Below are 22,641 nucleotides of genomic sequence, written 5' to 3' on the forward strand. Positions count from 1 at the left end.
TGTGTTCAGTTCTCGGCGGTGAGTTCGACGACCATGGCCTGCTGCGGGCGCTGCACGGGTGCGCGGACACCCGCCTCGGCCAGCTCGCGGCCTGTCAGCAGGGGCGCCGCGTCCGCCCAGGCGAGCGGCGACTGCCCCGCGTCGGCGCCGTCGCGCATCAGCACGCGGAGGCGGTAGCTGCGCGCGGGGTCGAGCCCGGGCATGCGGATCCGTCCCGGCGGGTAGGCGGCGCTCGTCGCGGCCTGGACGATCGTGAAGACGGCGGATGCCGCATCCTCGGCGACCATGCCCCGCACATCGATCCCCGGTTCGGTGCCGTCGACGTGGACGACCCGGCCCGATGCGATGAGCGGGCGCAGGCGCTTCGCGAGCGCCACCCACTGCGCGATGTCGGTTCGTGTGGCGTCGTCGAGCGTGGTGAGATCCCACTCGATGCCGAAGTGGCCGAACAGCGCGACGGCGCCGCTCAGGCCGAGGGAGACCGTGCGTCCCGACGAGTGGACGACGGGGCTCGTCAGGTGCATGCCCAGCATCTCGGGCGGCACGACGATGCCGGTGTGCCTCTGGTTGTCGAGTCGCTCGAGCGGATCGAGGCTGTCACTGGTCCAGACACGGTCGGTGCGGTCGAGGATGCCGAGATCCACGCGCGCACCGCCCGACGCGCAGCTCTCGATCTCGAGGCCGGGGCGGGCGGCCTTCAGCTCGTCCAGCAGACGGTAGACCGCGAGGGTGTGCTCGTGCACGTGCGCATTCCCGGCCGGTCCGCCGCCGGCATCCACCAGATCGCGGTTGTGGTCCCATTTGAGATAGGCGATCGGGTACTCGTCGAGGAGGGCGTGAAGGCGTGCGGCGATGTGGGCATAGGCCTCGGGGTTCGAGAGGTCGAGCACCTGCTGCTGCCGCGCGGACGGCGGGAGCGACATCCGTCCCCGCAGGATCCAGTCCGGATGCCGGCGCGCGAGGTCGCTGTCGGGGTTGACCATCTCGGGCTCGACCCACAGCCCGAACTCCATGCCGAGCGTGCGGACGTGATCGACGAGCGGGTGCAGGCCGTCGGGCCAGACCTCCCCGTCCACCGTCCAGTCGCCGAGGCCCGCGGTGTCGTCGCGGCGGCCTTCGAACCAGCCGTCGTCGAGCACGAAGCGCTCGACGCCGACGGCTGCCGCGGCATCGGCGAGAGCCGCGAGGCGCTCGAGCGAGTGGTCGAAGTACACGGCCTCCCACGTGTTCAGCGTCACCGGGCGCGGGCGCCGCGGGTGCTGGGGGCGCGCGCGCCACTCGTCGTGGAATCGTCGGGACAGCTCCGTGAGACCGTCGCCCCACGAGCCGATGACCCAGGGGGAGCTGTAGGCGGCGCCGCTCGGCAGGACGATCTCGCCCGGCAGGAGGAGCTCGCCACCGGCGAGGAAGGCGTCGCCGCTCACAGTGCGTTCCGCGAGGACGCGGTGGTTTCCGCTCCACGCCACGTGGATGCCGTGCACGCGCCCTCCCTCGAAGCCGAAGCCGGGGCGGCCCGCAGCGAGGAGGATCGCGGCGTCCGCACCGGTGCGTCCACGGCGGCTCTCTCTGACGTGGGAGCCGAAGGTGAGGCCTCGCCGTTGGGGCGAGCGCTCGCGCAGGTGGTGCCCGGTCGTGTCGAGGACCTCGGTCGCGTCCCAGGGCAAGGGGAAGGTCGGCTGCACCGTCTGCAGGACGTAGGCAGTGGCGCCGGTGTTGCGCACCGTGATGCGCTGGCGGAAGAGCCCGCTCGGCCCGATGCGCAGCTCGGCCCGCACGGCGAGTCCGGCCTCTGCATCGGCGAGGGCGATGCTCGCCCGGTGCTCGCTCGCCTGCACGTCGACGACCCTGAGGAGGATGCTGACCCCCGAACCGTCGCGGTGTCCCTCGAGAGCGGGCGTGCCGAACCATCCTTCGGCGGCTGTCGGCAGGAGCGTCAGGGCCGGCGTGGCGTCGAGGCCGCCCGAGACGCGCTGGCCGCGCGCCGCGATCGCCAGCCCCGCGAGAGTGGCCGGTGTGGAGTCCACGAGAGCAGCGCCCCAGTGGACGATCGCCGGAGCAGGCGACGCATCCAGGTCGACGACGACGCTCGTGCCGCCGCGCGTGAGGTGCAGCACCCGTGCATTCGGGGTGGGATCGGTGTGCTCGGCGTCGAGCAGCTGATCGGTGCTATGCATGGGTTAGTTCTAGCATGGAAGTAATCGGGGCCGCAAGAGCTGGAATGACCAATGAATAGGTGATGAGATCGCCTTATTCGTGCCATGATGGAATCATTGCCCGCTGGGAGGGGAGCCGCCGACGATGCTGACGGACAGCGAACGTGCGCTTGCGCGAGCGGTGCTCATCCACGGGCCCATAGCGCGCAGCGCGCTCACGAACCGCCTGGGCCTCTCGCCTGCGAGCTTGACCCGGCTGGCCAAGCCCTTCCTCGATCGCGGCTACCTCGTCGAGCTCGACGATCTCGCGGACGGGTCCGTCGGGCGGCCCGTCCGGCCGCTCGACGTCGCGCCGGGTCTCGGCCGCTTCGCCGGCGTCAAGGTCACCGGCGATGCCCTCGAGGTCGTCGTGACCGACGTGCGGGCCGCACTGCTCGCCCAGCGCACCGCGACCCTCGACACCCATGAGCCGGCCGGGGTCGCCTCGCGCATCGCCGAGGTGATCCGGTCGCTCGAGGTCGAGGCGCTGGTCGGCGTCGGCGTCGCCTTGGGCGGAGCCGTCGCTGACGGCGCCGTGCGCTACGCGCCGTTCCTGGGATGGGAGGACGTTCCTTTCGCCTCCCTCCTGGAACAGGAGCTGGGTGTTCCGGTCGCGCTCGAGAACGATCTCGTCGCGCTCGCCGAGGCCGAGCGGTGGTTCGGTCTCGGCCGGGGCATCCCGGGGTTCGTCGTCGTCACGATCGGCGCGGGCGTCGGCTACGGGCTCGTCGTGGGCGGCGAGGTCGTGCGCTCGGCCGAAGCCGGTCTCGGGCTGGGCGGACACATCCCGCTGAACGACAACGGGCCGCTCTGCCAGGCAGGGCACCGGGGCTGTTCGCAGGCCATGCTCACATCGGGCTCGATCGCGGCGCAGGTCTCGGCCGCGCTGCAGCACCCCGTCACGTACGACGAGGCTCTCGAACGCGCCGTGGCGGGCGAGCCGGCCGCCATCGCGGTCGTGGACGCCGCGGCGGACGCGCTCGGCCGATTGATCGCGCTGGCGGCGAATCTGACTTTCCAGACCGCCGCGGTGCTGGCCGGCGAGGGCATCGGGCTCTTCGCGATCGCCGCGGACCGCGTGCGCGCCGCCGTCGTCGCAGGCCGCGATCCGCGCGCCGAGCCGGTGCGGCTGTACGTCGACGACTCCGGATTCACGGCGTGGGCCCGTGGTGCCGCCGCCGTCTCCATCCAGGCCGCCGTCGACCGGCTGCGGCTCGACTGACCCCTCACCGACCAGGACGCCTTCATGAGCCTCGACCCCGAGACCGCATCCGCAGCGAGCATCGCCGACGACCCGCCGGCCTGGTGGACCGGAGCGGTCGTCTACCAGATCTATCCGCGCTCGTTCCAGGACTCCGACGGCGACGGCGTCGGCGACCTGCGCGGCGTGCTGCGGCGCATCGACCACCTCGTCGAGCTCGGCGTGGATGTGGTGTGGTTCTCGCCGATCTATCGGAGCCCCCAAGACGACAACGGCTATGACATCAGCGACTACCGCGACGTCGACCCGCTGTTCGGCACGCTGGCCGACCTCGACGAGGTGATCGTCGCGCTGCACGAGCGCGGCATCCGCGTCGTGATGGATCTCGTGGTCAACCACACGAGCGACGAGCATCCGTGGTTCGTCGAGTCCCGGTCATCGCGGGACTCTCCCCGGCGCGACTGGTATTGGTGGCGCCCCCCGCGGGAGGGCATGGCGGCCGGCGCGCCCGGCGCCGAGCCGACGAACTGGGCCTCGGCATTCTCGGGACCTTCCTGGCAGCTTGACGAGGCGACGGGGGAGTACTACCTCCACCTGTTCAGCCGCAAGCAGCCCGACCTCAACTGGGAGAACCCGGACGTCCGCGCGGCCGTCTACGACATGATGCGCTGGTGGCTCGACCGCGGCGTCGACGGCTTCCGCATGGATGTGATCAACCTCATCTCGAAGGTGGTCGGCGCGGATGGATCGCTGGCCGACGGCGTGGTCGTGGACGGGCGCTTCGGCGACAGCCGCCTGCAGACGGTCAACGGCCCCCGCCTCCACGAGTTCCTGCAGGAGATGCACCGCGAGGTGTTCGAGGGCCGCCGCGAAGCGCTGTTGCTGGTGGGGGAGACGCCCGGCGCCACGGTCGAGGACGGCCGCCTGTTCACGGACCCCTCCCGCCAGGAGCTCGACATGGTGTTCACGTTCGAGCATGTCCACATCGATCACGGCCCCGGTGGGCGGTTCGACCTGCGCCCGCTCGACCTGCGCGAGCTGAAGGCGACGATGGCGCGCTGGCAGCACGGGCTGTTCGACGCCGGCTGGAACGCGCTGTACTGGGAGAACCACGACCAGCCCCGCAGCGTCTCGCGGTTCGGCGACGACGGCGCGTATCGCCGGGAGTCCGCGACGATGCTCGCGACGGTGCTGCATCTGCACCGGGGTACGCCGTACGTGTACCAGGGCGAGGAGCTCGGGATGACGAACGCGCACCTGCGCGAGCTGTCGGACTATCGCGACATCGAGTCGCTCCGCTTCGCCGCCGAAGCCCGTGCCCACGGCCGGCTCACCGACGAGCAGCTCGTGGAGGCGCTCGGATCGGGCAGTCGCGACAACTCGCGCACGCCGGTGCAGTGGGACGCGACCGCGTCGGCGGGATTCACGACCGGCACGCCGTGGATCGGGGTGAACCCGAATCACGTGACGGTCAACGCGGAAGCGGAGCGCGCGGATCCGGCATCCGTGTTCCACCACTACCGCCGCCTCATCGCGCTGCGTCACGACGATCCGGTGGTGCGGCTCGGCGACTTCGCCCTGGTCGCGCCGGATCATCCCCGCCTCTACGCGTTCACGCGCTCGGGCGAGGGTCCGACCCTCTTCGTCGCCGGCAACTTCTCGGGGGACCCGCAGGACATCGAGGTCGACGGGGTCGATCCGGCGTACGCAGAGCTCGTGATCGGCAACTACGAAGACCGGCCGCCGGTGGCGTCTGGCGTGATGACGCTGCGGCCGTGGGAGGCCGTGGTGCTGCGCGCGGCGCCCCACCACCCGTGATCGAGCGGATGCCGAGAGTCGGCGGCATCCGCTCGGGAATAACCTTGGTACGGACGCGTTGCACGAGATACATTCATTTGCATAGATTCGTCCGCGACGGAGATCCCGCACGGCGAACGGAGCCCTGAGTCAGGGGAGCGGAGAAGCGATCGTGAGCGAGAGCACCACGTGGTCGGGAATGCAGTTCGGCATCTTCACGGTGAGCGACATCACCCAGGACCCGACCGACGGCACCACGCCCAGTGAGGCCGAGAGGATCCGGGCGACCATCGAGATCGCCAAGCACGCCGAGGAGGTGGGCCTGGATGTCTTCGCCCTCGGCGAGCACCACAACCCGCCGTTCTGGTCGTCGTCGCCCACCACGACGCTCGCGTACATCGCCGCGCAGACCGAGCGGCTCATCCTGTCGACCGCGACGACGCTCATCACCACGAACGACCCGGTGAAGATCGCCGAGGACTACGCGATGCTGCAACACGTGTCGGGCGGGCGGACCGACCTCATGATCGGGCGCGGCAACACCGGCCCGGTGTATCCGTGGTTCGGCAAGGACATCCGCCAGGGCCTGCCGCTCGCGATCGAGAACTACAACCTGCTGCACCGCCTGTGGCGTGAGGACGTCGTGGACTGGGAGGGTCAGTTCCGCACGCCCCTGCAGGGCTTCACGTCGACCCCGCGTCCGCTCGACGGCGTGGCGCCGTTCGTGTGGCACGGCTCGATCCGCACCCCCGAGATCGCGGAGCAGGCGGCCTACTACGGCGACGGCTTCTTCGCGAACAACATCTTCTGGCCGAAGGAGCACTACCAGCGCCTGATCCAGCTGTACCGCCAGCGCTACGCGCACTACGGTCACGGCACGCCCGAGCAGGCGATCGTGGGCCTCGGCGGCCAGGTGTTCATGGCGGCGAAGTCGCAGGACGCGGTGACGCAGTTCCGCCCGTACTTCGACAACGCGCCGGTCTACGGCCACGGCCCGTCGCTCGAGGACTTCAGCGAGATGACGCCCCTCACCGTGGGCTCGCCCCAGCAGGTGATCGATCGCTACGCCGCCATGCGTGACACGTACGGCGACTACCAGCGCCAGCTCTTCCTCATGGACCACGCCGGCCTGCCGCTGAAGACGGTGCTCGAGCAGCTCGACATCCTGGGCGGCGAGGTCGTCCCGGTGCTCCGCAAGGAGCTGCAGAAGAACCGCGCGCCGGAGGTCCCGGATGCCCCGACCCACGCGAACCTCGTGGCCGCGGCCTATGGCGACCAGGCGCCGCGCCAGGCGGTGCCCGGAGCGAACCGCGGCGACAACCTCGTGGGAACCAGCCCGTACCAGGACAGCCCGGCGCCTGCGGGCGCCGCGTTCGGCCTCGGGCGGAAGGAGGCGTGACATGACCACGCGTCGCATCGCCGTCATCTCGGCAGGCCTGTCGAACCCGTCCTCGACGCGCATGCTCGCCGACCGGCTCGCCGCCGCGACGACGAAGCAGCTGTCGGAGCGGGGCATCGAGATCGAGGTCGACGTCTTCGAGCTGCGCGACTACGCGCACGACATCACGAACAACCTCCTGACGGGGTTTGCTCCGCCCGCCCTGGAGTCCGTGATCAACGCGGTCGTCTCGGCCGACGCGGTCATCGCGGTCACGCCGATCTTCTCCACGAGCTACTCGGGGCTGTTCAAGTCCTTCATCGACGTGCTCGACCCCGATGCCCTCACCGGAAAGCCCGTGCTGATCGGCGCGAACGCGGGCACCGCCCGCCACTCGCTCGCGATCGACTACGCGATCCGGCCGCTGTTCACGTACCTGCACGCCGAGCCGGTCTCGACCGGCGTGTTCGCCGCGTCGAGCGACTGGGGTGCGTCGGCCGACAACATCGCGCCGCTCGCAGAGCGGATCGACCGCGGTGCGCGCGAGCTCGCCGATGCGATCGCGCGGCGGGAGCCCGCGACCGACTCGGATCCGTTCGATCCCGCCAACTACCTGGGCGAGGGGCGCTCGTTCGGCCACCTGCTGGGCGGTCTCGCGGGGGAGTAGCCCTGTGAACCCTCAGTCCAGCACGATGTCCTCCGGTGCGCGGAGGGGGCGCCACGCGTCCTCTCCGCGCACCGCGGTGCCGGCACGCCCGACCCGGCGCATCACGTCGGCGTCGACGAGCTCTCCGAAATCGACGCCGGTGAGGGTCTCGATGTCGGCGATCGGTACCTGGAACGTGCGGAAGGCACCCAGCGAGGGCACGGCGAGGGCTCCCTGCGTCACGTCGATGAGCTCCGACTGGTCCAGCAGGAAGCCCGCCGCCGCAAGGCGTGGCGATGGCCCTCCCTCCTGTGTCGCCCACGCGGCGACCTTGAAGAAGCGGCGCGGGATGCGGATGCCGCGATACGGCGGGTCGTCGTCGGCGAGGACGGGGGCCGTGAAGACGCTCAGCCGCTCGTCGGTCGTGTCGGCGAACTCCAGCACATGGTCCTCGAGACCCAGCCACAGCTCCTTCGACTGGTTGAACCCGCTCGCCTGCGGGGCCGCGTTGGGATAGACGAAGGTGGCCTCCATCGCCTCGCGCGCCTGCACGGTCGTGCCCCATCCCGGATCCCGGCGACGCACCAGGTGCCCGCGATCGAGGTCGTTCGACGCGTAGACGGCGGGGCCGGCCTGCTCCGCCGCGGGTGCCCGGGCATCCAGCTGCCATTCGCCCGTGCGCGGCAGGTCGCGCAGCGAAGAGCCGTCGATGTTCACCGCCGTCACAACGGCGAGCCGCCGCTGCGGCTCGAGCAGGATCGTGAACCGCGGGTAGGTGAGGAGGCGCACCTCACGCGCCGCCGACGGGCGCGGGAGGGGGAGCGGGATGCCGAGGAACCGCTCATCGTATGCGTCAAAGGTCTCGTCTGCCACGAGTCCATCCTGGCTGGTCGCGCCGACGGTCGACGCGCGAGCCGACGGCACGGCCGCCGCGCAGGCGATGCGCGAGCACCGCGTCGATGCCGATGCCGACGCCCACGACCACCACCACCGAGACGACCACGGCGACCACCGGCCCGCCGGGTAGCAGCGTCGCCACCGCCGCGCCGATGAGCGCCTGATACAGCGCCCACAGGGATGCCGCCAGCGCGTCGACGGCCAGGTACCGCGCCGCGCCGATCCGGGTCGCCCCCGCCGCGAGGTTGACTGCGAGACGGGCGAACGGGATGAAGCGCGCGGTGAACAGCACGAGCGCCGTCCGCTGCTCGAGGCGCGCCTGCGCCCACGTCAGCGCGGCATGCACGCGCGGTGCCCGCATCCAGCGCCACCGGTCGAGCCCGATCGTGCGCCCGACGAGATAGCAGGCTGCGTCCCCGGCGATCGCGGCGGCGGTCGCGACCGCGATGACCGCACCCAGGGGCGGCTCGCCGCCGGACACCGAGAGGGCGCCGAACGCCGTCACCGCCGCCTCGCCCGGGATCACCACGAGGAACGCATCGCCCAGAACCAGCGCGAACAGCACGACGAGTGCCCACGGACTCCGCGCGACCTCGATCAGCAGCTCCTCGACCACGTCTCCTTGGTACTCCGCCGCGGTGAACGGCGACGGAACGGGGCACGTCCGGTGGCGTGCCGAGGTGCATCGGGTGAACACTTCCGTGCGCGCGCCGGTTCGCGGCATCCGCCCCGTTCCACCCGGTCACCCTGGAGGCGTGAGAGTCGCACTGCTCGCCGAGTCGTTCCTGCCCCACATGAACGGGGTGACGGGTTCGGTGCTCCATGTCCTCCGTCATCTCGCCGCTGAAGGCCACGAGACCCTCGTCATCGCACCGCGCGCCGGCGAGATCACCACCGACCTCCACGGCGCCCGCACCGAGCTGCTGCGGTCGACGCCGTTGCCGTCGTACCCGGAGGTGCGCATCGTCTTCGCCCGGGCCGCGCGTCTGACGGCGATCCTCCGCGAGTTCCGGCCCGACGTCGTGCATCTGGCGTCGCCGTTCGTGCTGGGCTGGCAGGGCGTCGCCGCCGCCGACGCGCTGCGCGTGCCGGCCGTCGCGGTCTATCAGACCGACGTCGTCGCGTACGCGGAGAAGTACGGGATGCCGCAGGCCGCGGCCCTCGTCGGCCGCCACGTCGCGCGGCTGCACCGGCGCGCCACACTCACGCTGGCTCCGTCGACAGCGTCTCTGCAGCAGCTCGAAGCTCTCGGCGTCGACAGGCTGCGCCGATGGGGGCGGGGCGTCGACACCGCCAGCTTCGGCCCGGAGCGGCGGAGCGACACGTGGCGCGCGCGCGTCGCCCCGGGCCGCACGATCGTGGGCTATGTCGGCCGGCTCGCACCCGAGAAGCAGGTCGAAGACCTCGCCGCGCTCGCCGGTATCGACGGCACGCGCCTGGTGATCGTCGGCGACGGGCCCGCACGCCCCGCGCTCGAGCGGGCGCTGCCCGATGCCGTGTTCACCGGTCACCTCACCGGCAGCGCGCTCGCCGAGGCGCTGGCGAGCTTCGACGTGTTCGTGCATCCGGGGGAGAGCGAGACGTTCGGCCAGACCATCCAGGAGGCTCTCGCCAGCGGCGTGCCCGTCGTGGCGACCGGGATCGGCGGACCCGTCGACCTGGTGCGATCGAGCGTCGACGGCTGGCTGTACCGCCCCGGCGATCTGCGCGACCTCCGCGCCCGCGTCGCCGACCTCGCCGGCGACGCGGGCAAGCGCCGTGCCTTCGCGGTGGCGGCCCGCGATTCGGTGCGCGACCGCTCGTGGGATGCCCTGTGCCGTCAGCTCGTCGGGCACTACGAGGACGCACGGATGCTGCGCCCTCTCGACGACGCGCAGCGCCGGCGTGCCGGCATCCGTCCGTCGTCGCCCGCCGCCGTCGCCGCGGTCCGGCCGCGCTGGTCGCGGTACGTGGCCCTCGGCGACTCGCTCACCGAAGGACTCTGCGACACCTCCCGCATGCCGGCGGGACAGTACCGCGGCTGGGCTGATCGCCTGGCGCAGCTGCTCGCGCACGAGGCGACCGGCACGGCGCCGTTCCGCTACGCGAACCTCGCCGTGCGCAGTCGCCGGGTGCGTCACCTCACGGCAGAGCAGCTACCGCAGGCGCTGTCGCTGCGGCCCGACCTCGTGTCGATCCTGATGGGCGCCAATGATCTCGTCGGCCGGCGCGTCGACATCGCCAGGCTCGCGGCGGAGCTGGAGGCGTCCGTCCGCACGCTGCGGGACGCCGGCATCGACGTCCTCCTCGTCACGCCGTTCCTTCCGCGCCGACGTGCGGCGGTCCTGTTCGAGCGCAGGTTCGCCGCGTTCGCCTCCGAGCTGCGGCGGATCGCCGCGGGCACGGGCGCCCTGCTGCTCGACCTCGACGCGATCCCCGCCATCGGAGACCTCGAACTCTGGGCGTCCGACCGGGTGCACCTGCGTTCGCGAGGACACCGGTTCCTGGCCTATCGCGCGGCCGAGACCCTCGGCGTCCGAGACGCCGAGGCGCTCGGCGGACTCGACGCCGCCCTCCACGCCGACGACGACCCGGTCGCGCAGGGGACGTGGCTGAGCCGCGACGTCCTGCCCTGGGCCTGGCGTCGTCTGAGGGGACGCACGGCGGGCGACGGCGTCGCACCGAAGCACAGCGCGTACGTCGTCATCGGCAGGGGCGGCGAGGTGCGCTCCCGCAGCCGGACCACCTGACGGGCTCCGTGGCTCCCGGAGCGGCGCCGAGGCGGCTCCTGCGGTGTCAGGCGCCGTCCCGCCAGGCGTACTCCGACTCGGGCCGGCCCGGGGTGCCGTAGCGCGGCGAACGGCTCACCCGACCGGCCTCGACCAGGTGCTCGAGGTAGCGGCGTGCCGCGACGCGCGACATCCCGAGCCGCGCGGCGGACTCCCCGGCCGACACCGGTCCGTGCTCTCGCACGTCGGCCGTCACCTTCGCGAGGGTGTCGCCCGCCAGTCCCTTGGGGAGGGCCACGGGCAGCGCGGGACGGAATGCGCCGAGCAGCGCGTCGATCTCCGACTGCGTCGGCGACCCCGCCGCTTCCGCCGCCCGCTGGCGATACTCGCGGTACTGCTCGAGGCGCTCGCGGAAGACGCCGAACGTGAACGGCTTGACCAGGTACTGCGAGGCCCCCAGGCTGACCATCTGGCGCACCACTTCGGCATCGCGGACGCCGGTGACCGCGATGACGTCGACATCGCACGCCCGCGCGCGGATCTGTCGCAGGACGTCGAGTCCGGTGCCGTCCGGCATCGTGACGTCGAGGAGCACGAGATCGATGTCTGCGGCTCGGCCGAGGATGGCCGCCACGGCCGCCCGCGCACCCGTGCACTCCGCGGCCACGCGGAACCCGTCGAGCCGCTCCACATAGGTGCGGTGCAGCTCGAGCGTCAGCGCGTCGTCGTCGACGAGCAGCACCCCGATCACGGCCGCCTCGCGGGCAGCATGGCCGTGAAGGTGGTCGGCGCGGCGTCGATCGAGATGCTCCCGCCCGCGTCCTCGACGATCGACCGCACGAGCGCCAGGCCGACGCCACGCCCGTCCGCGCCCGCGGGCTTGGTCGAGAACCCGTGCTCGAACACCCGCTCCCGCAGATCGTCCGGGATGCCGGAGCCGCTGTCGGCCACGACGATCCGGAGCCCGCCGGGCAGGGCCGGCTCGAAGGCGATGCGGACCCAGCGCGGCGGCTCGCCCGAGGCCGCGGCATCCAGCGCGTTGTCGATGAGGTTGCCGACCACCGAGACGGCGTCCACCGGCGAGAGCACGCTGCGCGGGGCGGCGGGGTCGATCTCGGCACTCCACTCGACGCCGTGCTCGCGAGCCTGCGCCGCCTTGCCCAGGAGCAGCGCGCCCACCGTCGGGTCGCCGTCGCGGCGCGCGGCGACCTGATCGACCAGCGCCTGACTCTGGCGGGACGTCTCGGTGAGGATCTCGATCGCCTCCCGGGTGCGGCCGAGCTCGAGCAGCGACACGGCGGTGTGCATGCGGTTGCCGTGCTCGTGCGTCTGCGCCCGGAGCGCCTCGCCCAGGGTGCGCATCGACTCGTATGAGGCGACGGCGTCGCGGATGCTGCCGGCCGGCAGATCTCCCGCCAGCCGGCGCGTGGTGCGCCGGGCGAGGAGGGCGCCCGCGAGGCCCGCCACGAGCACGGCGAGCACGATCACGATGACGAACGGAAGCCGGGGGAGGAGGTCGGAGGCGATGCTGCCCACGGTCCGGCCCACCGACACCCAGCCGACGACGACGCCGCCCGCTTCGACCGGCACGATCGTCCGCACCGACGGGCCGAGCGTGCCCGCGAACTCCTCGGTCAGCGGCACGGGCTCCGCCGGGATCGTTCCGAGATACGTGCGCCCGATCTCGGCGGGATCGCGGTGGGTGACGCGGATGCCGTCGGGCGTCATGATCGTGACGAAGTCCACGCCGGCGCCGGCCATGATGCCCTCCGCGAACGGCTGGAGGACGGCGGTGGCGTCGCCGGCGGCGAGAGCGACCGCCACAGACGGTGCGACGGCGATCGACGTCGCGACCCCGCGCGTCACCTCCTCTGCCTCCGCCCGGGCGGAGCGCTGCGCATCGAGCACGAGGAGCACCGCGAGCAGCGCGACGAGGACGACCACGGCGGCCGCCACGGCGACGAAGACCAGCGACGCCGCGCTGACACGGCGAGCGTCTGCGCGCATGCGACCTCCTCGTGGCTGTGCTCGCTCCATCCTCTCCCGCCGGCGTCGATCGCGGGCCCGCGATTCCGCGACCAATATGACCACAACTCAGCGCACCTACCCGCGACGCGCACGCTGGGCACAACGCCGGACCCGCATCCGGTTCCGGCGGCTCGGACAACGACTGTTCACACAGGAGGCGATGATGGCTCTTTCGACCCGGACGACTTCGTTCACCCTTCCCGGCTTCAACTGGCGCCGTGGCAAGCAGGCATGGGACAAGCACACGTGGCTCTATGTCGCGGTGATCGCCGCGGTGGTGCTGGGCGCGGCGGTGGGGCTTCTCTGGCCCGAGGTGGGACAGGCGATGCGGCCCCTCGGCGTCGCCTTCGTCAGCCTCATCAAGATGATGATCGCGCCGATCATCTTCTGCACGATCGTCGTGGGCGTCGGCTCGATCGCGAAGGCCGCGACGGTCGGCAAGATCGGCGGGCTCGCCCTCCTGTACTTCATGGTGATGTCCACGTTCGCGCTCGCGATCGGCCTCGTCGTCGGCAACCTCCTGCATCCCGGCGAGGGCCTCAACATGGCGACCGCGACCTATGAGGCCACGGCCGAGGCCAAGACGACCGAGCAGTTCCTCCTCGGCATCATCCCCACGACCTTCTTCTCCGCCTTCACGGGGGAGAGCGTCCTCCAGGTGCTGTTCATCGCCCTCCTCGTCGGCTTCGCGCTCCAGCAGATGGGCGCCAAGGGGCAGCCGATCATGAACGCGGTGAAGCAACTGCAGGCGCTGGTGTTCCGCATCCTGGGCATGATCCTCTGGCTGGCGCCGATCGGCGCGTTCGGCGCGATCGCCGCCGTCGTCGGCGACACCGGCATCGCGGCGATCTGGAGCCTGGGCCTGCTCATGGTCGCGTTCTACATCACCTGCATCGTGTTCATCGTCGGGATCCTCGGCACGCTGCTGTACGCGGTGACCCGGGTGAGCATCTTCAGCCTCATCAAGTACCTCGCCCGCGAGTACCTCCTCATCGTGGGAACGTCGTCTTCGGAGTCGGCGCTGCCGCGCCTGATCGCGAAGATGGAGCACCTGGGCGTCTCCAAGCCCGTCGTCGGCATCACCGTGCCCACCGGGTACTCCTTCAACCTCGACGGCACGGCGATCTACCTCACGATGGCGTCGCTGTTCATCGCCAGCGGCATGGGCGCGCCGATGTCGATCGGCGAGCAGATCGGCCTGCTGGTGTTCATGATCATCGCGTCGAAGGGGGCCGCCGGCGTCACCGGCGCAGGTCTGGCGACTCTGGCCGGGGGCCTTCAGGCCTACCGCCCCGACCTCGTCAACGGCGTCGGCGTCATCGTCGGCATCGACCGGTTCATGTCGGAGGGCCGCGCTCTCACGAACTTCACCGGGAACGCGGTGGCGACCGTGCTGATCGGCTCGTGGACGAAGGAGTTCGACGCCTCGCGCGCCCGGCGGGTGCTCGCCGGCGAGCTGCCGTTCGACGAGGCCACGCTGTCGGGCAGCGACCACGACGGGATGTCGGAGTCGCCGGATGCCGTGGGCGTCCAGGGCCTCGAGGAGGCCGCCATCGTGGAGGCGGAGGCCAAGGAGCAGCGCGCGCGGGATCGTGCCGCGCAGCTCATGCGCTGACCCGGAGACCTCCGCGCCCTCGTGCCACGGCACCGGGGCGCGGAGTTCTGCGTCGGCAGGCTAGGCGCGCCTGTCGCGGTGCGACCGGTTCACCCCGCCGGGTGACGACGAAGGTGCTTGAGGATGTCGCCGTGGTGGATGGTGCGGCGTGACAGCACGGCCGCGGCGAAGAAGCAGAGGGCACCGATCGCGGTGCCGAGGTTCGTCCACCTCACGCTGACGAGATCGCCCGTGGCCGGCACCACATAGGCCGCGACCGCCGACACGCCGAACGCGATCGACCCGAGCATGTTGAGGCCGGTGCCGTGCCAGGTGCGGGCGTCGCGATCCCACAGACGCTCCCGACCGCGGGTGGCCTCGATCGCCAGGAAACTCGACACCAGGAACGCGACCGACCCCCAGGCGTCGGGGCGCCATCCGACGCCGACCGCGTCGGGACGGGCTATCGCGGCGAGCAGCGCGACGAGCGTCGAGGCGTTGAACAGCAGCGTCCCGGCGAACTGGATGGCGGCGGACCACCAGTCCGCGCGGTCGGGCCGGTTCGTGCGTCCCCTCGGCGGACGGCGTCCACTGAGCAGCAGCTGGATCAGCGCCGCGACGGTGAAGAACACCGAGCCGACGAAGAACGTGACGTTCGTCCACACCGTGCCCGCCCAGTCCGCATACGGCGGCAGCGCTCCCGCGAAGAAGCACAGCGAGCCGATCGCGAAGCCCCATGCCTCCCGGCGGAGCCGCCGCACCCTGTCGGGCGCGACGCCCGCGGCGTTATCGGCCACGGCTGCGGCGTCCTGCTGGTGCGGGGAGCCGTCGCTCACGCGTCGGGATCGAGCTCGCCGGACTCGACGGCCGACTCCCGCTCCTCCAGATCGAGCTCGTCGACCTGCTTCTCGACCGATTCCATCGGGTCGAGGGTCGCCGGTGGCAGCTCGAACTCGGCGTCGTCGTCGAGCGGCACATCGCGCTCGTCGTCGGGGACCCGTTCACGGAAGTCGCTCATGCCGGCCTTCGATCGTCAGCCGCTCTTGCGGCGGAACTCGCGCTTGGTCACAGCCCCGTGGGTCCCGTGAACGGCCGAGTCTCCGTCGAGGTGGGACTCTCCTTCGCGGTGCTGCGCATTCTTCTTGTCGAGTGCTTCCTTGAACTTGCGCTTCATCTCATCGGATGCCGCGCCCGCCGGCTTCTCGTCGGTGCTCATGACCCCCACCCTACGCACGCCCGGCGACGATGTCATTCGGAGTTTCCCCGCTGCCCGCCGACGGTGAGGCCGGGACGGGCACCACTGATAGGATCGGACAGGCTGCCCTCGGGCATCCGCTCAATTCAATATGAGCTCACGGAGCAGGCCGGCAGCTAGCTGGTCCCCTGTGGTGGTCTCCTCGTCGCGCCGGCGCCGGGTGGATTTCTACTGGTGGCCAGTGCTGGCGCGAATCGCGGCGATCGCCGCGCGCCGAGATCTGCCTGTTCCTGCTCCTTCGCACAAGCTCGTGCGCGAAACGCGCGTGCGAGCCTAAACAAAGAAGGAGAGACCTCTTGGAAGGTCCTGAAATCACCGCCGCGGAAGCCGTTCTCGACAACGGCCGCTTCGGCACCCGTACCGTCCGGTTCGAGACCGGACGTCTCGCGCAGCAGGCGCAGGGCGCGGTCGCCGCCTACCTCGACGAGGAGACGATGCTCCTCTCGGCCACGAGCGCGAGCAAGCAGCCCCGCGAGGGCTTCGACTTCTTCCCGCTGACCGTCGACGTCGAGGAGCGCTCGTACGCCGCGGGCAAGATCCCCGGTTCGTTCTTCCGCCGCGAGGGTCGCCCCTCGACCGAGGCGATCCTGGTGTGCCGTCTCATCGACCGCCCGCTGCGCCCGTCGTTCGTCGACGGCCTCCGCAACGAGGTGCAGATCGTCGTGACCGTGCTCTCGATCGCGCCGGGCGAGTTCTACGACGCGCTCGCGATCAACGCGGCCTCGCTGTCGACCCAGATCTCGGGTCTGCCGTTCTCGGGCCCGATCGCCGGTGTGCGCCTCGCGCTCATCCCCGGCCACGGCGAGAACGCCGACCAGTGGATCGCCTTCCCGACCGTGACGCAGCTCGAGGACGCCGTCTTCGACCTCATCGTCGCCGGTCGCGTCATCACCGATGCCGATGGCAACGAGGACGTCGCGATCATGATGGTCGAGGCCGAGGCCACCGAGGGTTCGTGGAACCTCATCAAGGGCGGCGCGACCAAGCCGAACGAGCAGGTCGTGGCCGAGGGCCTCGAGGCCTCGAAGCCCTTCATCAAGCAGCTCGTCGCCGCGCAGAACGTCGTCGCCAACACGGCTGCCAAGGAGATCAAGGAATTCCCGGTCTTCCTGCCCTACAGCCAGGAGACGTACGACTTCGTAGCCGGTCGCGCTTACGACCGTCTCGTGCCGATCTACCAGATCGCCGAGAAGCAGGAGCGTCAGAACGCCGACGACGCGCTCAAGGACGAGGTCAAGGGACAGCTGCTCGCGGCCGTCGAGGCCGGGGAACTCCCTGCCGTCGCGACGCTCGAGTTCTCGGCCGCCTACAAGTCGGTGACCAAGAAGATCGTCCGCGGTCGCATCCTCGCGGAGGGTGTCCGCATGGACGGCCGCGGCCTCGCCGACATCCGTCCGCTCGACGCCGAGGTGCAGGTCATCCCGCGTGTCCACGGCTCGGCGATCTTCCAGCGCGGCGAGACCCAGATTCTGGGCGTCACCACGCTGAACATGCTCAAGATGGAGCAGCAGATCGACTCGCTGTCGCCCGTCACGCACAAGCGCTACATGCACCACTACAACTTCCCGCCCTACTCGACCGGTGAGACCGGCCGTGTCGGTTCGCCCAAGCGTCGCGAGATCGGGCACGGCTTCCTCGCCGAGCGCGCCCTTGTGCCGGTGCTGCCCAGCCGCGAGGAGTTCCCGTACGCGATCCGCCAGGTGTCCGAGGCTCTCGGCTCCAACGGCTCGACGTCGATGGGCTCGGTGTGCGCGTCCACGCTGTCGCTGCTGAACGCGGGTGTGCCGCTGCGCGCCCCCGTCGCCGGCATCGCGATGGGTCTCGTGTCGGACGAGGTCGACGGACAGACGCGATACGCCGCGCTGACCGACATCCTCGGCGCCGAGGACGCCCTGGGCGACATGGACTTCAAGGTGGCCGGCACCAGCGAGTTCGTCACGGCGATCCAGCTCGACACGAAGCTCGACGGCATCCCGTCGTCGGTGCTGACCGCCGCGCTGCAGCAGGCCCGCGAGGCCCGCCTGACGATCCTCGGTGTGCTCAACGCCGCGATCGACGGTCCGGACGAGATGGCGCCCACGGCGCCGCGCGTCATCAGCGTGCAGATCCCGGTCGACAAGATCGGCGAGCTGATCGGCCCGAAGGGCAAGACGATCAACGCGATCCAGGACGAGACCGGCGCGCAGATCTCCATCGAGGAGGACGGCACCGTCTACATCGGCGCGACCGACGGCCCGTCGGCCGAGGCCGCCCGTGCCCAGGTCAACGCGATCGCCAACCCCACCAACCCGGAGGTCGGCGAGCAGTTCCTCGGAACGGTCGTGAAGATCGCGACGTTCGGCGCGTTCATCTCGCTCCTGCCCGGCAAGGACGGCCTGCTGCACGTCAGCGAGGTCCGCAAGCTCGCCGGCGGCAAGCGCGTGGAGAACGTCGAGGACGTGCTCAACGTCGGTCAGAAGCTCCTCGTGAAGATCACGAAGATCGACGACCGCGGCAAGCTCTCGCTCGAGCCGGTGCTCGAAGAGGCGGCCGACCAGGAAGGCCGCGCTGCGGCCAGCGAAGGCCCCGAGGGTCCCGCCGAAGGCTGAACGGCAGCGCTGCAGGGCTCGCGCCCCCACTGACCGCGTTCAGCGGGCGTGAAAGCCGCAGGTTCACGGATGCCCGTCCCTCGTCCGAGGGGCGGGCATCCGTCGTCCGGTCTGCAGATCGCTCAATCTGTCCCCCGAAAGGGGGACAAATCGGCAAGGACCCGGGGTTCGTGATGAAAGCGTTATGTAATGTTTATCGACAGTTCGCCTCGGTGACCGGCGTGCTGTCCGGACTGTCCTAGCCTGTGAGTACGCGCCGGGGGGCGCGCGCACAGTGATCACGAAGCCCCGAGGGGCAGTCGTGAGGGGGTGGGACATGGCTTACTTCGGCGTTGACTCGACGCTCCCACCGGCGAGCCCGGATGCCGCGCCCACCGCTCCCACGCCGCAGAGCGGCAGCGCACGCGGTCCGCACCCGTCCGCCCCAATCCCCGTCCAGGGCCCTGCGGTGGGCAGCAATGTCCGCGTCGCACTCGGGGAGAGCGGCGCCGACGTGTTCCCCCTGATCCTCGGTGCCGCCGAATTCGGGTGGAACGTCGACCTGGAGTCGAGCCATGCGATCCTCGACGCCTACGTCGAGCTGGGCGGCAATGCGGTGCACACCGCCGACAGCTACTCCAGCGGCCGCAGCGAGCACATCATCGGCCAGTGGCTGCAGTCGCGCGGCCTGCGCGACGACATCGTGCTCGCGGTCCGCGTCGGCGGCCACGCCGACAACCCCGGGCTCGGGCCGGTCAACCTGGTGCGGGCCGTCGAGGCCTCGCTCACGCGGCTGCGCACCGACCGCATCGACGTGCTCTACCTCGATGCGACGACCGACCCGGGATCCTCTCTCGAAGACACGCTCGCGACGGCGGAATGGCTCGTCGGGGCCGGCAAGGTCCGGGCGCTGGGCGCCATCGGCTACAGCGCGGCGCAGCTCGTCGAGGCGCGCATCTTCGCGTCGGCGGGCTATCCGCGCATCACGGTGCTGGACGTCCCCTTCAACGTGCTGCGCCGCCACGAGTTCGATGCCGACCTGCGCCTCGTCGCGGGTGCGCAGGGGATGGCCGTGACGCCGTCCCACGCTCTCGAGCACGGGTTCCTGGCGGGCCGGCAGCGGTCGAAGCTGCGGGGCGCCCTGTCGGTGCGCGGCGCGCAGCTGGCAGCGAACCTGAATCGTCGCGGCAGCCGGACGCTCCGTGCGCTCGACGCCGTCGGTGCCGAGCTCGGCGTGCCCGACGCCGCGGTGGCCATGGCGTGGCTGCTCGCGCAGAAGCTCGTCGTCGCGCCGATCGTGAACGCGTACGCGCCCCAGCACGTCGAAGAGCTCGCGCAGGGCGTCGGCGTCCGGCTCAGCCGGGCCCAGCTGTCCGATATCGCGCGCGCCTCGGAGTAGGGCCGAACGCTCCCAGAGCGGGGGCGACGCGCCCCTCCACAGCCTCGCGGGCGGCGTCTATGGGGTGTCGTAGTGTGGAGGAAGTGCCTTTCCCGGCACGTGACCCCCGACGGAGTGAGCTGCGTGACGCACTACATCTACCTCGTGCGGCACGGCGAACACCAGGATGCCGAGCACGGACTGATCGACGGGCCACTGTCCCCTCGCGGGCGCCGGCAGGCGGCGCTGCTCGCGGATCGACTCTCGGGCGTTCCGTTCGACGCGGTGTGGCATTCGCCGCTCGAGCGGGCGAGCCAGACCGCACGGGCGGTGGCCGAGCGCATGCCGTCGCTGTCGCCCGAGCCGTCGGCGCTGCTGTTCGACTGCGTGCCCACCGGCATGACCGACGAGACGCCGGCGGCCTTCGAGCCGTTCTTCGGCTCGGTCACCGAGGCCGAGGTCGAGGCCGGACGCGCACAGATGGCCGATGCGACGAGCGAGTTCCTCGCCCGCAAGCGCGGCGAGGTGCACGAGCTGCTCATCACGCACAACTTCGTGATCGCGTGGTTCGTCCGAGAGGTGCTGCAGGCGCCGGACTGGCGGTGGATGACGCTGAACCAGGCGCACTGCGGCCTGACCGTGATCGCGCAGAAGCAGGGGCGCCCGTGGACGCTCCTGTCGCACAACGACATGGCGCACCTGCCCGTCGAGCTGCGCACCGGCCTTCCCGAGGTCTACCCGGTCTGACGCGGCCCACGACCGGCCTGCGCTCAGAGCGCCTTGCCGTACCAGCGGGAGGCGTTGGGGTTGTCGTTGTAGGGCTCGATGGCCTCGAAGCCGGTGCGCGCGTAGAGGGCGCCGGCCGCCTCGAGCGAGTGGTGGGTGTCGAGCACGAGCTCGGCCGCCCCGAACTCGCGGGCTCGCCGCTCCAGGTCCTCGACGATGAGGCGCCCCCAGCCGCGGCCGCGCGTGGACGGGCGGAGGTAAAGGTGCTTGAGCTCGTAGCGGGTGCCGAGCGGCCCCTCCGCGATGAGACGGATGCCGCCGCAGCCCTGGGCGACGCCCTCGTCGTCGTCGAGCACGACGAAGACGCCTGCGGGCGGCATGAACGCCGCCGGATCGGGGAAGGTGGTGCGATACGAGACGCCCTGGACCGCGAACCCTTCGGTGCGGATCTGGAAGTACTCGGCCAGGAGTGCGTGTGCATCGGGTGCGTCGACGGGGGAGGAGCGCAGTTTCACCACCCCTCCAGGGTAGGCGTCGGCGCGGCTGCCGCCCGCCAGGAGTGGTGTCCGGGCGCCGCCTAGGATGGATCCATGACGACACGCGTGGCCATCGTCGGCGGCACTGGGAAGCTGGGCGCGATCATCCGCGACGCGGTCGAGGCCGAGCCCGGGTTCGAGGTCGCGGGCGTCCTGTCGTCGCGCTCCGAGCTGTCCGAGCTCGACGGCGCCGATCTGGTGGTCGACGCCTCGACGCCGGCGGTGTCGATCGATGTCGTGCGTGCGGCGATCGAGCGCGGCATCAACGTGCTCGTGGGCACCTCCGGGTGGTCCGCCGAGCGCATCGCTCTCGTGCGCCCGCTCGTCGAGGCGGCGGGCACCGGCGCGGTCTTCATCCCCAACTTCTCGATCGGCTCGGTGCTGGGCTCCGCCCTCGCGGCGGCCGCGGCGCCCTTCTTCCCCTCGATCGAGATCGTCGAGGCCCACCGCGAGACCAAGATCGACTCGCCGAGCGGCACCGCGGTGCGCACCGCGGAGCTCATCGCGTCCGCCCGTGAGACGGTGGGCCCGGTCGAGTCGCCCCACGTCGACCAGCGCGCCCGCGGACAACAGGTCGCCAGCGTGCCGATCCACTCGCTGCGCCGCCCCGGAGTCGTCGCCCGCCAGGAGACGGTCCTGTCGGGAGCCGGCGAGTCCCTCACGATCGTGCACGACACCGTCGAGCCCGCGCAGGCGTACGGTCCCGGCATCCGTCTCGCCCTCGCGGCGGCGCGCGACGCCACCGGAGTCATCATCGGACTCGACAGCCTGATCGACATCGGCATCGGCGGTCGCAAGGCACCCGCCGACGGGCGACCCGTCGACGAGGGTGGGGTGCCCGGCCAGGTCGCCCGCGCGACCGGCGCATGAGCGCTCGCATCGGCGTCGTCGTCATGGCGGCGCTGCTCGCGCTGTACATCGTGCTCGTCGGGCAGCGCGCGTGGCTGCTGATCGCGAGCGGCGATCCGATCGGCATCGCGATGGGCATCGCCCTCGTCGTCCTCCCGGTCATCGCCGCCTGGGCGCTCGGCCGCGAGCTGTGGTTCGGCGTCCGTGCGCAGCAGCTCGGCCGGCGGCTGGAGGCTGAGGGAGGGCTGCCGGCCGACGAGGTCGCGGTGCGCCCGAGCGGCCGCGTCCTGCGCGAGGACGGGGATGCCGTGTTCCCCGCTTACCGCGCGGAGGCTGAGGCCCACCCCGACGACTGGCGGGCCTGGTACCGGCTCGGCCTCGCCTACGACGCCGCCGGGGACCGGCGGCGTGCGCGTGAGGCGGTGCGAACCGCGATCCGCCTCGAGACCGCCGACCGCCCCCGCTGATCGGCGCCGTCGGCCGGTCGCAGCGAGCCGGCGTGTGGGATCAGGCCGCGGCGGGCACGGCGGCGGCGACTGCGTCCTCGACGGTCGGATGCGAGAACTCGAAGCCCGACTGCAGGAGCGCCGAGGGCACGACGTGCGCGTCCGAGGTGAGGAGCGCCTCGGTGGCGTCGGGGCCGAGCACGAGTCTCATGCCCCAGACCGGTGCCCGCAGCAGGAACGGGCGGTTCATCCGCACGGCGAGGGCGAATCCGAGATCGTCGGCCGTGGCGCGCGTCGGGCCGGCGAGGTTGACCGGACCGGTGAGGCGGGCGTCGATGACGTGGCGGATGGCGCGCACCTCGTCGTCGAGCGAGATCCACGGCCACACCTGCGTGCCGCGGCCGATGGGCCCGGCGACGCCGAGCCGGGTGAGGAGCAGCAGG

Annotated in this window: 21 protein-coding genes; 11 read left to right on the forward strand and 10 right to left on the reverse strand. The window is 71.3% G+C overall.

What is annotated here, in order from left to right:
- Positions 1 to 5: 5 nt before the first annotated feature.
- Positions 6 to 2,174: an alpha-galactosidase gene (locus MRBLWS13_RS19810; RefSeq protein ID WP_349427028.1), complete on the reverse strand. Its 2,169-nt coding sequence runs from the start codon at positions 2,172 to 2,174 to the stop codon at positions 6 to 8.
- A gap of 124 nt (positions 2,175 to 2,298) precedes the next feature.
- On the opposite strand from MRBLWS13_RS19810, the gene MRBLWS13_RS19815 reads away from it, so the two are divergent.
- The 4 genes from MRBLWS13_RS19815 (at position 2,299) to MRBLWS13_RS19830 (ending at position 7,235) form a co-directional block, all read left to right on the forward strand.
- On the forward strand, positions 2,299 to 3,414 hold the full coding sequence (locus MRBLWS13_RS19815) for an ROK family protein (protein ID WP_349427029.1): 1,116 nt from the start codon (positions 2,299 to 2,301) through the stop codon (positions 3,412 to 3,414).
- A 24-nt stretch (positions 3,415 to 3,438) separates the two neighbouring features.
- Positions 3,439 to 5,211: an alpha-glucosidase gene (locus tag MRBLWS13_RS19820; RefSeq protein ID WP_349427030.1), complete on the forward strand. Its 1,773-nt coding sequence runs from the start codon at positions 3,439 to 3,441 to the stop codon at positions 5,209 to 5,211.
- Between the two features lie 178 nt (positions 5,212 to 5,389).
- Positions 5,390 to 6,589 (forward strand): LLM class flavin-dependent oxidoreductase, encoded by a 1,200-nt coding sequence (locus MRBLWS13_RS19825; RefSeq protein ID WP_349429116.1) that lies wholly within the window; start codon positions 5,390 to 5,392, stop codon positions 6,587 to 6,589.
- A gap of 1 nt (position 6,590) precedes the next feature.
- Positions 6,591 to 7,235: an FMN reductase gene (locus MRBLWS13_RS19830; RefSeq protein WP_349427031.1), complete on the forward strand. Its 645-nt coding sequence runs from the start codon at positions 6,591 to 6,593 to the stop codon at positions 7,233 to 7,235.
- A gap of 12 nt (positions 7,236 to 7,247) precedes the next feature.
- On the opposite strand, the gene MRBLWS13_RS19835 is transcribed toward MRBLWS13_RS19830, so the two are convergent.
- Both MRBLWS13_RS19835 and MRBLWS13_RS19840 read right to left on the reverse strand, forming a co-directional pair.
- Entirely contained in the window at positions 7,248 to 8,087 is an 840-nt protein-coding gene (locus MRBLWS13_RS19835) for a DNA/RNA non-specific endonuclease (protein WP_349427033.1), read from the reverse strand.
- Positions 8,068 to 8,727, reverse strand: a complete 660-nt coding sequence (locus MRBLWS13_RS19840; protein WP_349427034.1) for a VTT domain-containing protein — start codon at positions 8,725 to 8,727, stop codon at positions 8,068 to 8,070. Before MRBLWS13_RS19840 ends, MRBLWS13_RS19835 begins: the two co-directional genes overlap by 20 nt.
- Before the next feature lie 139 nt (positions 8,728 to 8,866).
- Here MRBLWS13_RS19840 and MRBLWS13_RS19845 point away from each other — a divergent pair, with 139 nt between their 5' ends.
- Complete coding sequence (locus MRBLWS13_RS19845) at positions 8,867 to 10,840, forward strand: glycosyltransferase (RefSeq protein WP_349427035.1); 1,974 nt, start codon at positions 8,867 to 8,869, stop codon at positions 10,838 to 10,840.
- A 46-nt stretch (positions 10,841 to 10,886) separates the two neighbouring features.
- Here MRBLWS13_RS19845 and MRBLWS13_RS19850 read toward each other — a convergent pair whose 3' ends face one another.
- Both MRBLWS13_RS19850 and MRBLWS13_RS19855 read right to left on the reverse strand, forming a co-directional pair.
- Positions 10,887 to 11,570, reverse strand: coding sequence for a response regulator (locus tag MRBLWS13_RS19850; RefSeq protein WP_349427037.1), 684 nt, complete (start codon positions 11,568 to 11,570; stop codon positions 10,887 to 10,889).
- Positions 11,567 to 12,826: an ATP-binding protein gene (locus tag MRBLWS13_RS19855; protein WP_349427038.1), complete on the reverse strand. Its 1,260-nt coding sequence runs from the start codon at positions 12,824 to 12,826 to the stop codon at positions 11,567 to 11,569. Before MRBLWS13_RS19855 ends, MRBLWS13_RS19850 begins: the two co-directional genes overlap by 4 nt.
- A gap of 184 nt (positions 12,827 to 13,010) precedes the next feature.
- Between MRBLWS13_RS19855 and MRBLWS13_RS19860 the strand changes: the two genes are divergently transcribed.
- Positions 13,011 to 14,462, forward strand: a complete 1,452-nt coding sequence (locus MRBLWS13_RS19860) for a cation:dicarboxylase symporter family transporter (RefSeq protein ID WP_349427039.1) — start codon at positions 13,011 to 13,013, stop codon at positions 14,460 to 14,462.
- Between the two features lie 89 nt (positions 14,463 to 14,551).
- Here MRBLWS13_RS19860 and MRBLWS13_RS19865 read toward each other — a convergent pair whose 3' ends face one another.
- From MRBLWS13_RS19865 to MRBLWS13_RS19875, 3 genes are read right to left on the reverse strand one after another with little or no spacing between them, the layout of a single operon-like run.
- Complete coding sequence (locus MRBLWS13_RS19865) at positions 14,552 to 15,277, reverse strand: YrhK family protein (RefSeq protein WP_349427041.1); 726 nt, start codon at positions 15,275 to 15,277, stop codon at positions 14,552 to 14,554.
- The gene (locus MRBLWS13_RS19870) at positions 15,274 to 15,459 is read right to left on the reverse strand and encodes a hypothetical protein (RefSeq protein WP_349427042.1); all 186 of its coding nucleotides are present in this window, start codon (positions 15,457 to 15,459) and stop codon (positions 15,274 to 15,276) included. Before MRBLWS13_RS19870 ends, MRBLWS13_RS19865 begins: the two co-directional genes overlap by 4 nt.
- Before the next feature lie 15 nt (positions 15,460 to 15,474).
- A complete protein-coding gene (locus MRBLWS13_RS19875) occupies positions 15,475 to 15,657 on the reverse strand; it encodes a DUF5302 domain-containing protein (RefSeq protein ID WP_308869768.1) in 183 nt (60 codons plus the stop codon).
- 335 nt (positions 15,658 to 15,992) lie between these two features.
- Between MRBLWS13_RS19875 and MRBLWS13_RS19880 the strand changes: the two genes are divergently transcribed.
- The 3 genes from MRBLWS13_RS19880 (at position 15,993) to MRBLWS13_RS19890 (ending at position 20,388) form a co-directional block, all read left to right on the forward strand.
- On the forward strand, positions 15,993 to 18,284 hold the full coding sequence (locus tag MRBLWS13_RS19880; RefSeq protein ID WP_349427043.1) for a polyribonucleotide nucleotidyltransferase: 2,292 nt from the start codon (positions 15,993 to 15,995) through the stop codon (positions 18,282 to 18,284).
- Between the two features lie 316 nt (positions 18,285 to 18,600).
- Complete coding sequence (locus MRBLWS13_RS19885) at positions 18,601 to 19,662, forward strand: aldo/keto reductase (protein ID WP_349427044.1); 1,062 nt, start codon at positions 18,601 to 18,603, stop codon at positions 19,660 to 19,662.
- Between the two features lie 123 nt (positions 19,663 to 19,785).
- A complete protein-coding gene (locus MRBLWS13_RS19890) occupies positions 19,786 to 20,388 on the forward strand; it encodes a histidine phosphatase family protein (protein ID WP_349427045.1) in 603 nt (200 codons plus the stop codon).
- Positions 20,389 to 20,411: 23 nt separating this feature from the next.
- Here MRBLWS13_RS19890 and MRBLWS13_RS19895 read toward each other — a convergent pair whose 3' ends face one another.
- Positions 20,412 to 20,885 carry a GNAT family N-acetyltransferase gene (locus MRBLWS13_RS19895; protein ID WP_349427046.1) on the reverse strand — a complete coding sequence of 158 codons (474 nt, stop codon included), beginning with the start codon at positions 20,883 to 20,885 and terminating at the stop codon, positions 20,412 to 20,414.
- A 72-nt stretch (positions 20,886 to 20,957) separates the two neighbouring features.
- Between MRBLWS13_RS19895 and dapB the strand changes: the two genes are divergently transcribed.
- Entirely contained in the window at positions 20,958 to 21,773 is an 816-nt protein-coding gene (dapB, locus tag MRBLWS13_RS19900; protein ID WP_349427047.1) for a 4-hydroxy-tetrahydrodipicolinate reductase, read from the forward strand.
- On the forward strand, positions 21,770 to 22,219 hold the full coding sequence (locus tag MRBLWS13_RS19905; protein WP_349427048.1) for a tetratricopeptide repeat protein: 450 nt from the start codon (positions 21,770 to 21,772) through the stop codon (positions 22,217 to 22,219). The genes dapB and MRBLWS13_RS19905 overlap by 4 nt, the downstream gene beginning before the upstream one ends.
- 40 nt (positions 22,220 to 22,259) lie before the next feature.
- On the opposite strand, the gene MRBLWS13_RS19910 is transcribed toward MRBLWS13_RS19905, so the two are convergent.
- The coding region (locus tag MRBLWS13_RS19910) for a DUF1731 domain-containing protein (protein ID WP_349427050.1) at positions 22,260 to 22,641 on the reverse strand (382 nt) is incomplete at its 5' end.

Source organism: Microbacterium sp. LWS13-1.2, from assembly GCF_040144835.1.
In the GTDB taxonomy this organism is placed as follows: Bacteria; Actinomycetota; Actinomycetes; order Actinomycetales; family Microbacteriaceae; genus Microbacterium.

Coding starts and splice junctions, on each gene's coding strand:
- MRBLWS13_RS19860 (WP_349427039.1), top strand. CDS start 13,011: ATGGCTCTTTCGACCCGGACGACTTCGTTCACCCTTCCCGGCTTCAAC.
- MRBLWS13_RS19855 (WP_349427038.1), bottom strand. CDS start 12,826: ATGCGCGCAGACGCTCGCCGTGTCAGCGCGGCGTCGCTGGTCTTCGTC.
- MRBLWS13_RS19885 (WP_349427044.1), top strand. CDS start 18,601: ATGGCTTACTTCGGCGTTGACTCGACGCTCCCACCGGCGAGCCCGGAT.
- MRBLWS13_RS19825 (WP_349429116.1), top strand. CDS start 5,390: ATGCAGTTCGGCATCTTCACGGTGAGCGACATCACCCAGGACCCGACC.
- MRBLWS13_RS19810 (WP_349427028.1), bottom strand. CDS start 2,174: ATGCATAGCACCGATCAGCTGCTCGACGCCGAGCACACCGATCCCACC.
- MRBLWS13_RS19905 (WP_349427048.1), top strand. CDS start 21,770: ATGAGCGCTCGCATCGGCGTCGTCGTCATGGCGGCGCTGCTCGCGCTG.
- dapB (WP_349427047.1), top strand. CDS start 20,958: ATGACGACACGCGTGGCCATCGTCGGCGGCACTGGGAAGCTGGGCGCG.
- MRBLWS13_RS19875 (WP_308869768.1), bottom strand. CDS start 15,657: ATGAGCACCGACGAGAAGCCGGCGGGCGCGGCATCCGATGAGATGAAG.
- MRBLWS13_RS19815 (WP_349427029.1), top strand. CDS start 2,299: ATGCTGACGGACAGCGAACGTGCGCTTGCGCGAGCGGTGCTCATCCAC.
- MRBLWS13_RS19830 (WP_349427031.1), top strand. CDS start 6,591: ATGACCACGCGTCGCATCGCCGTCATCTCGGCAGGCCTGTCGAACCCG.
- MRBLWS13_RS19870 (WP_349427042.1), bottom strand. CDS start 15,459: ATGAGCGACTTCCGTGAACGGGTCCCCGACGACGAGCGCGATGTGCCG.
- MRBLWS13_RS19820 (WP_349427030.1), top strand. CDS start 3,439: ATGAGCCTCGACCCCGAGACCGCATCCGCAGCGAGCATCGCCGACGAC.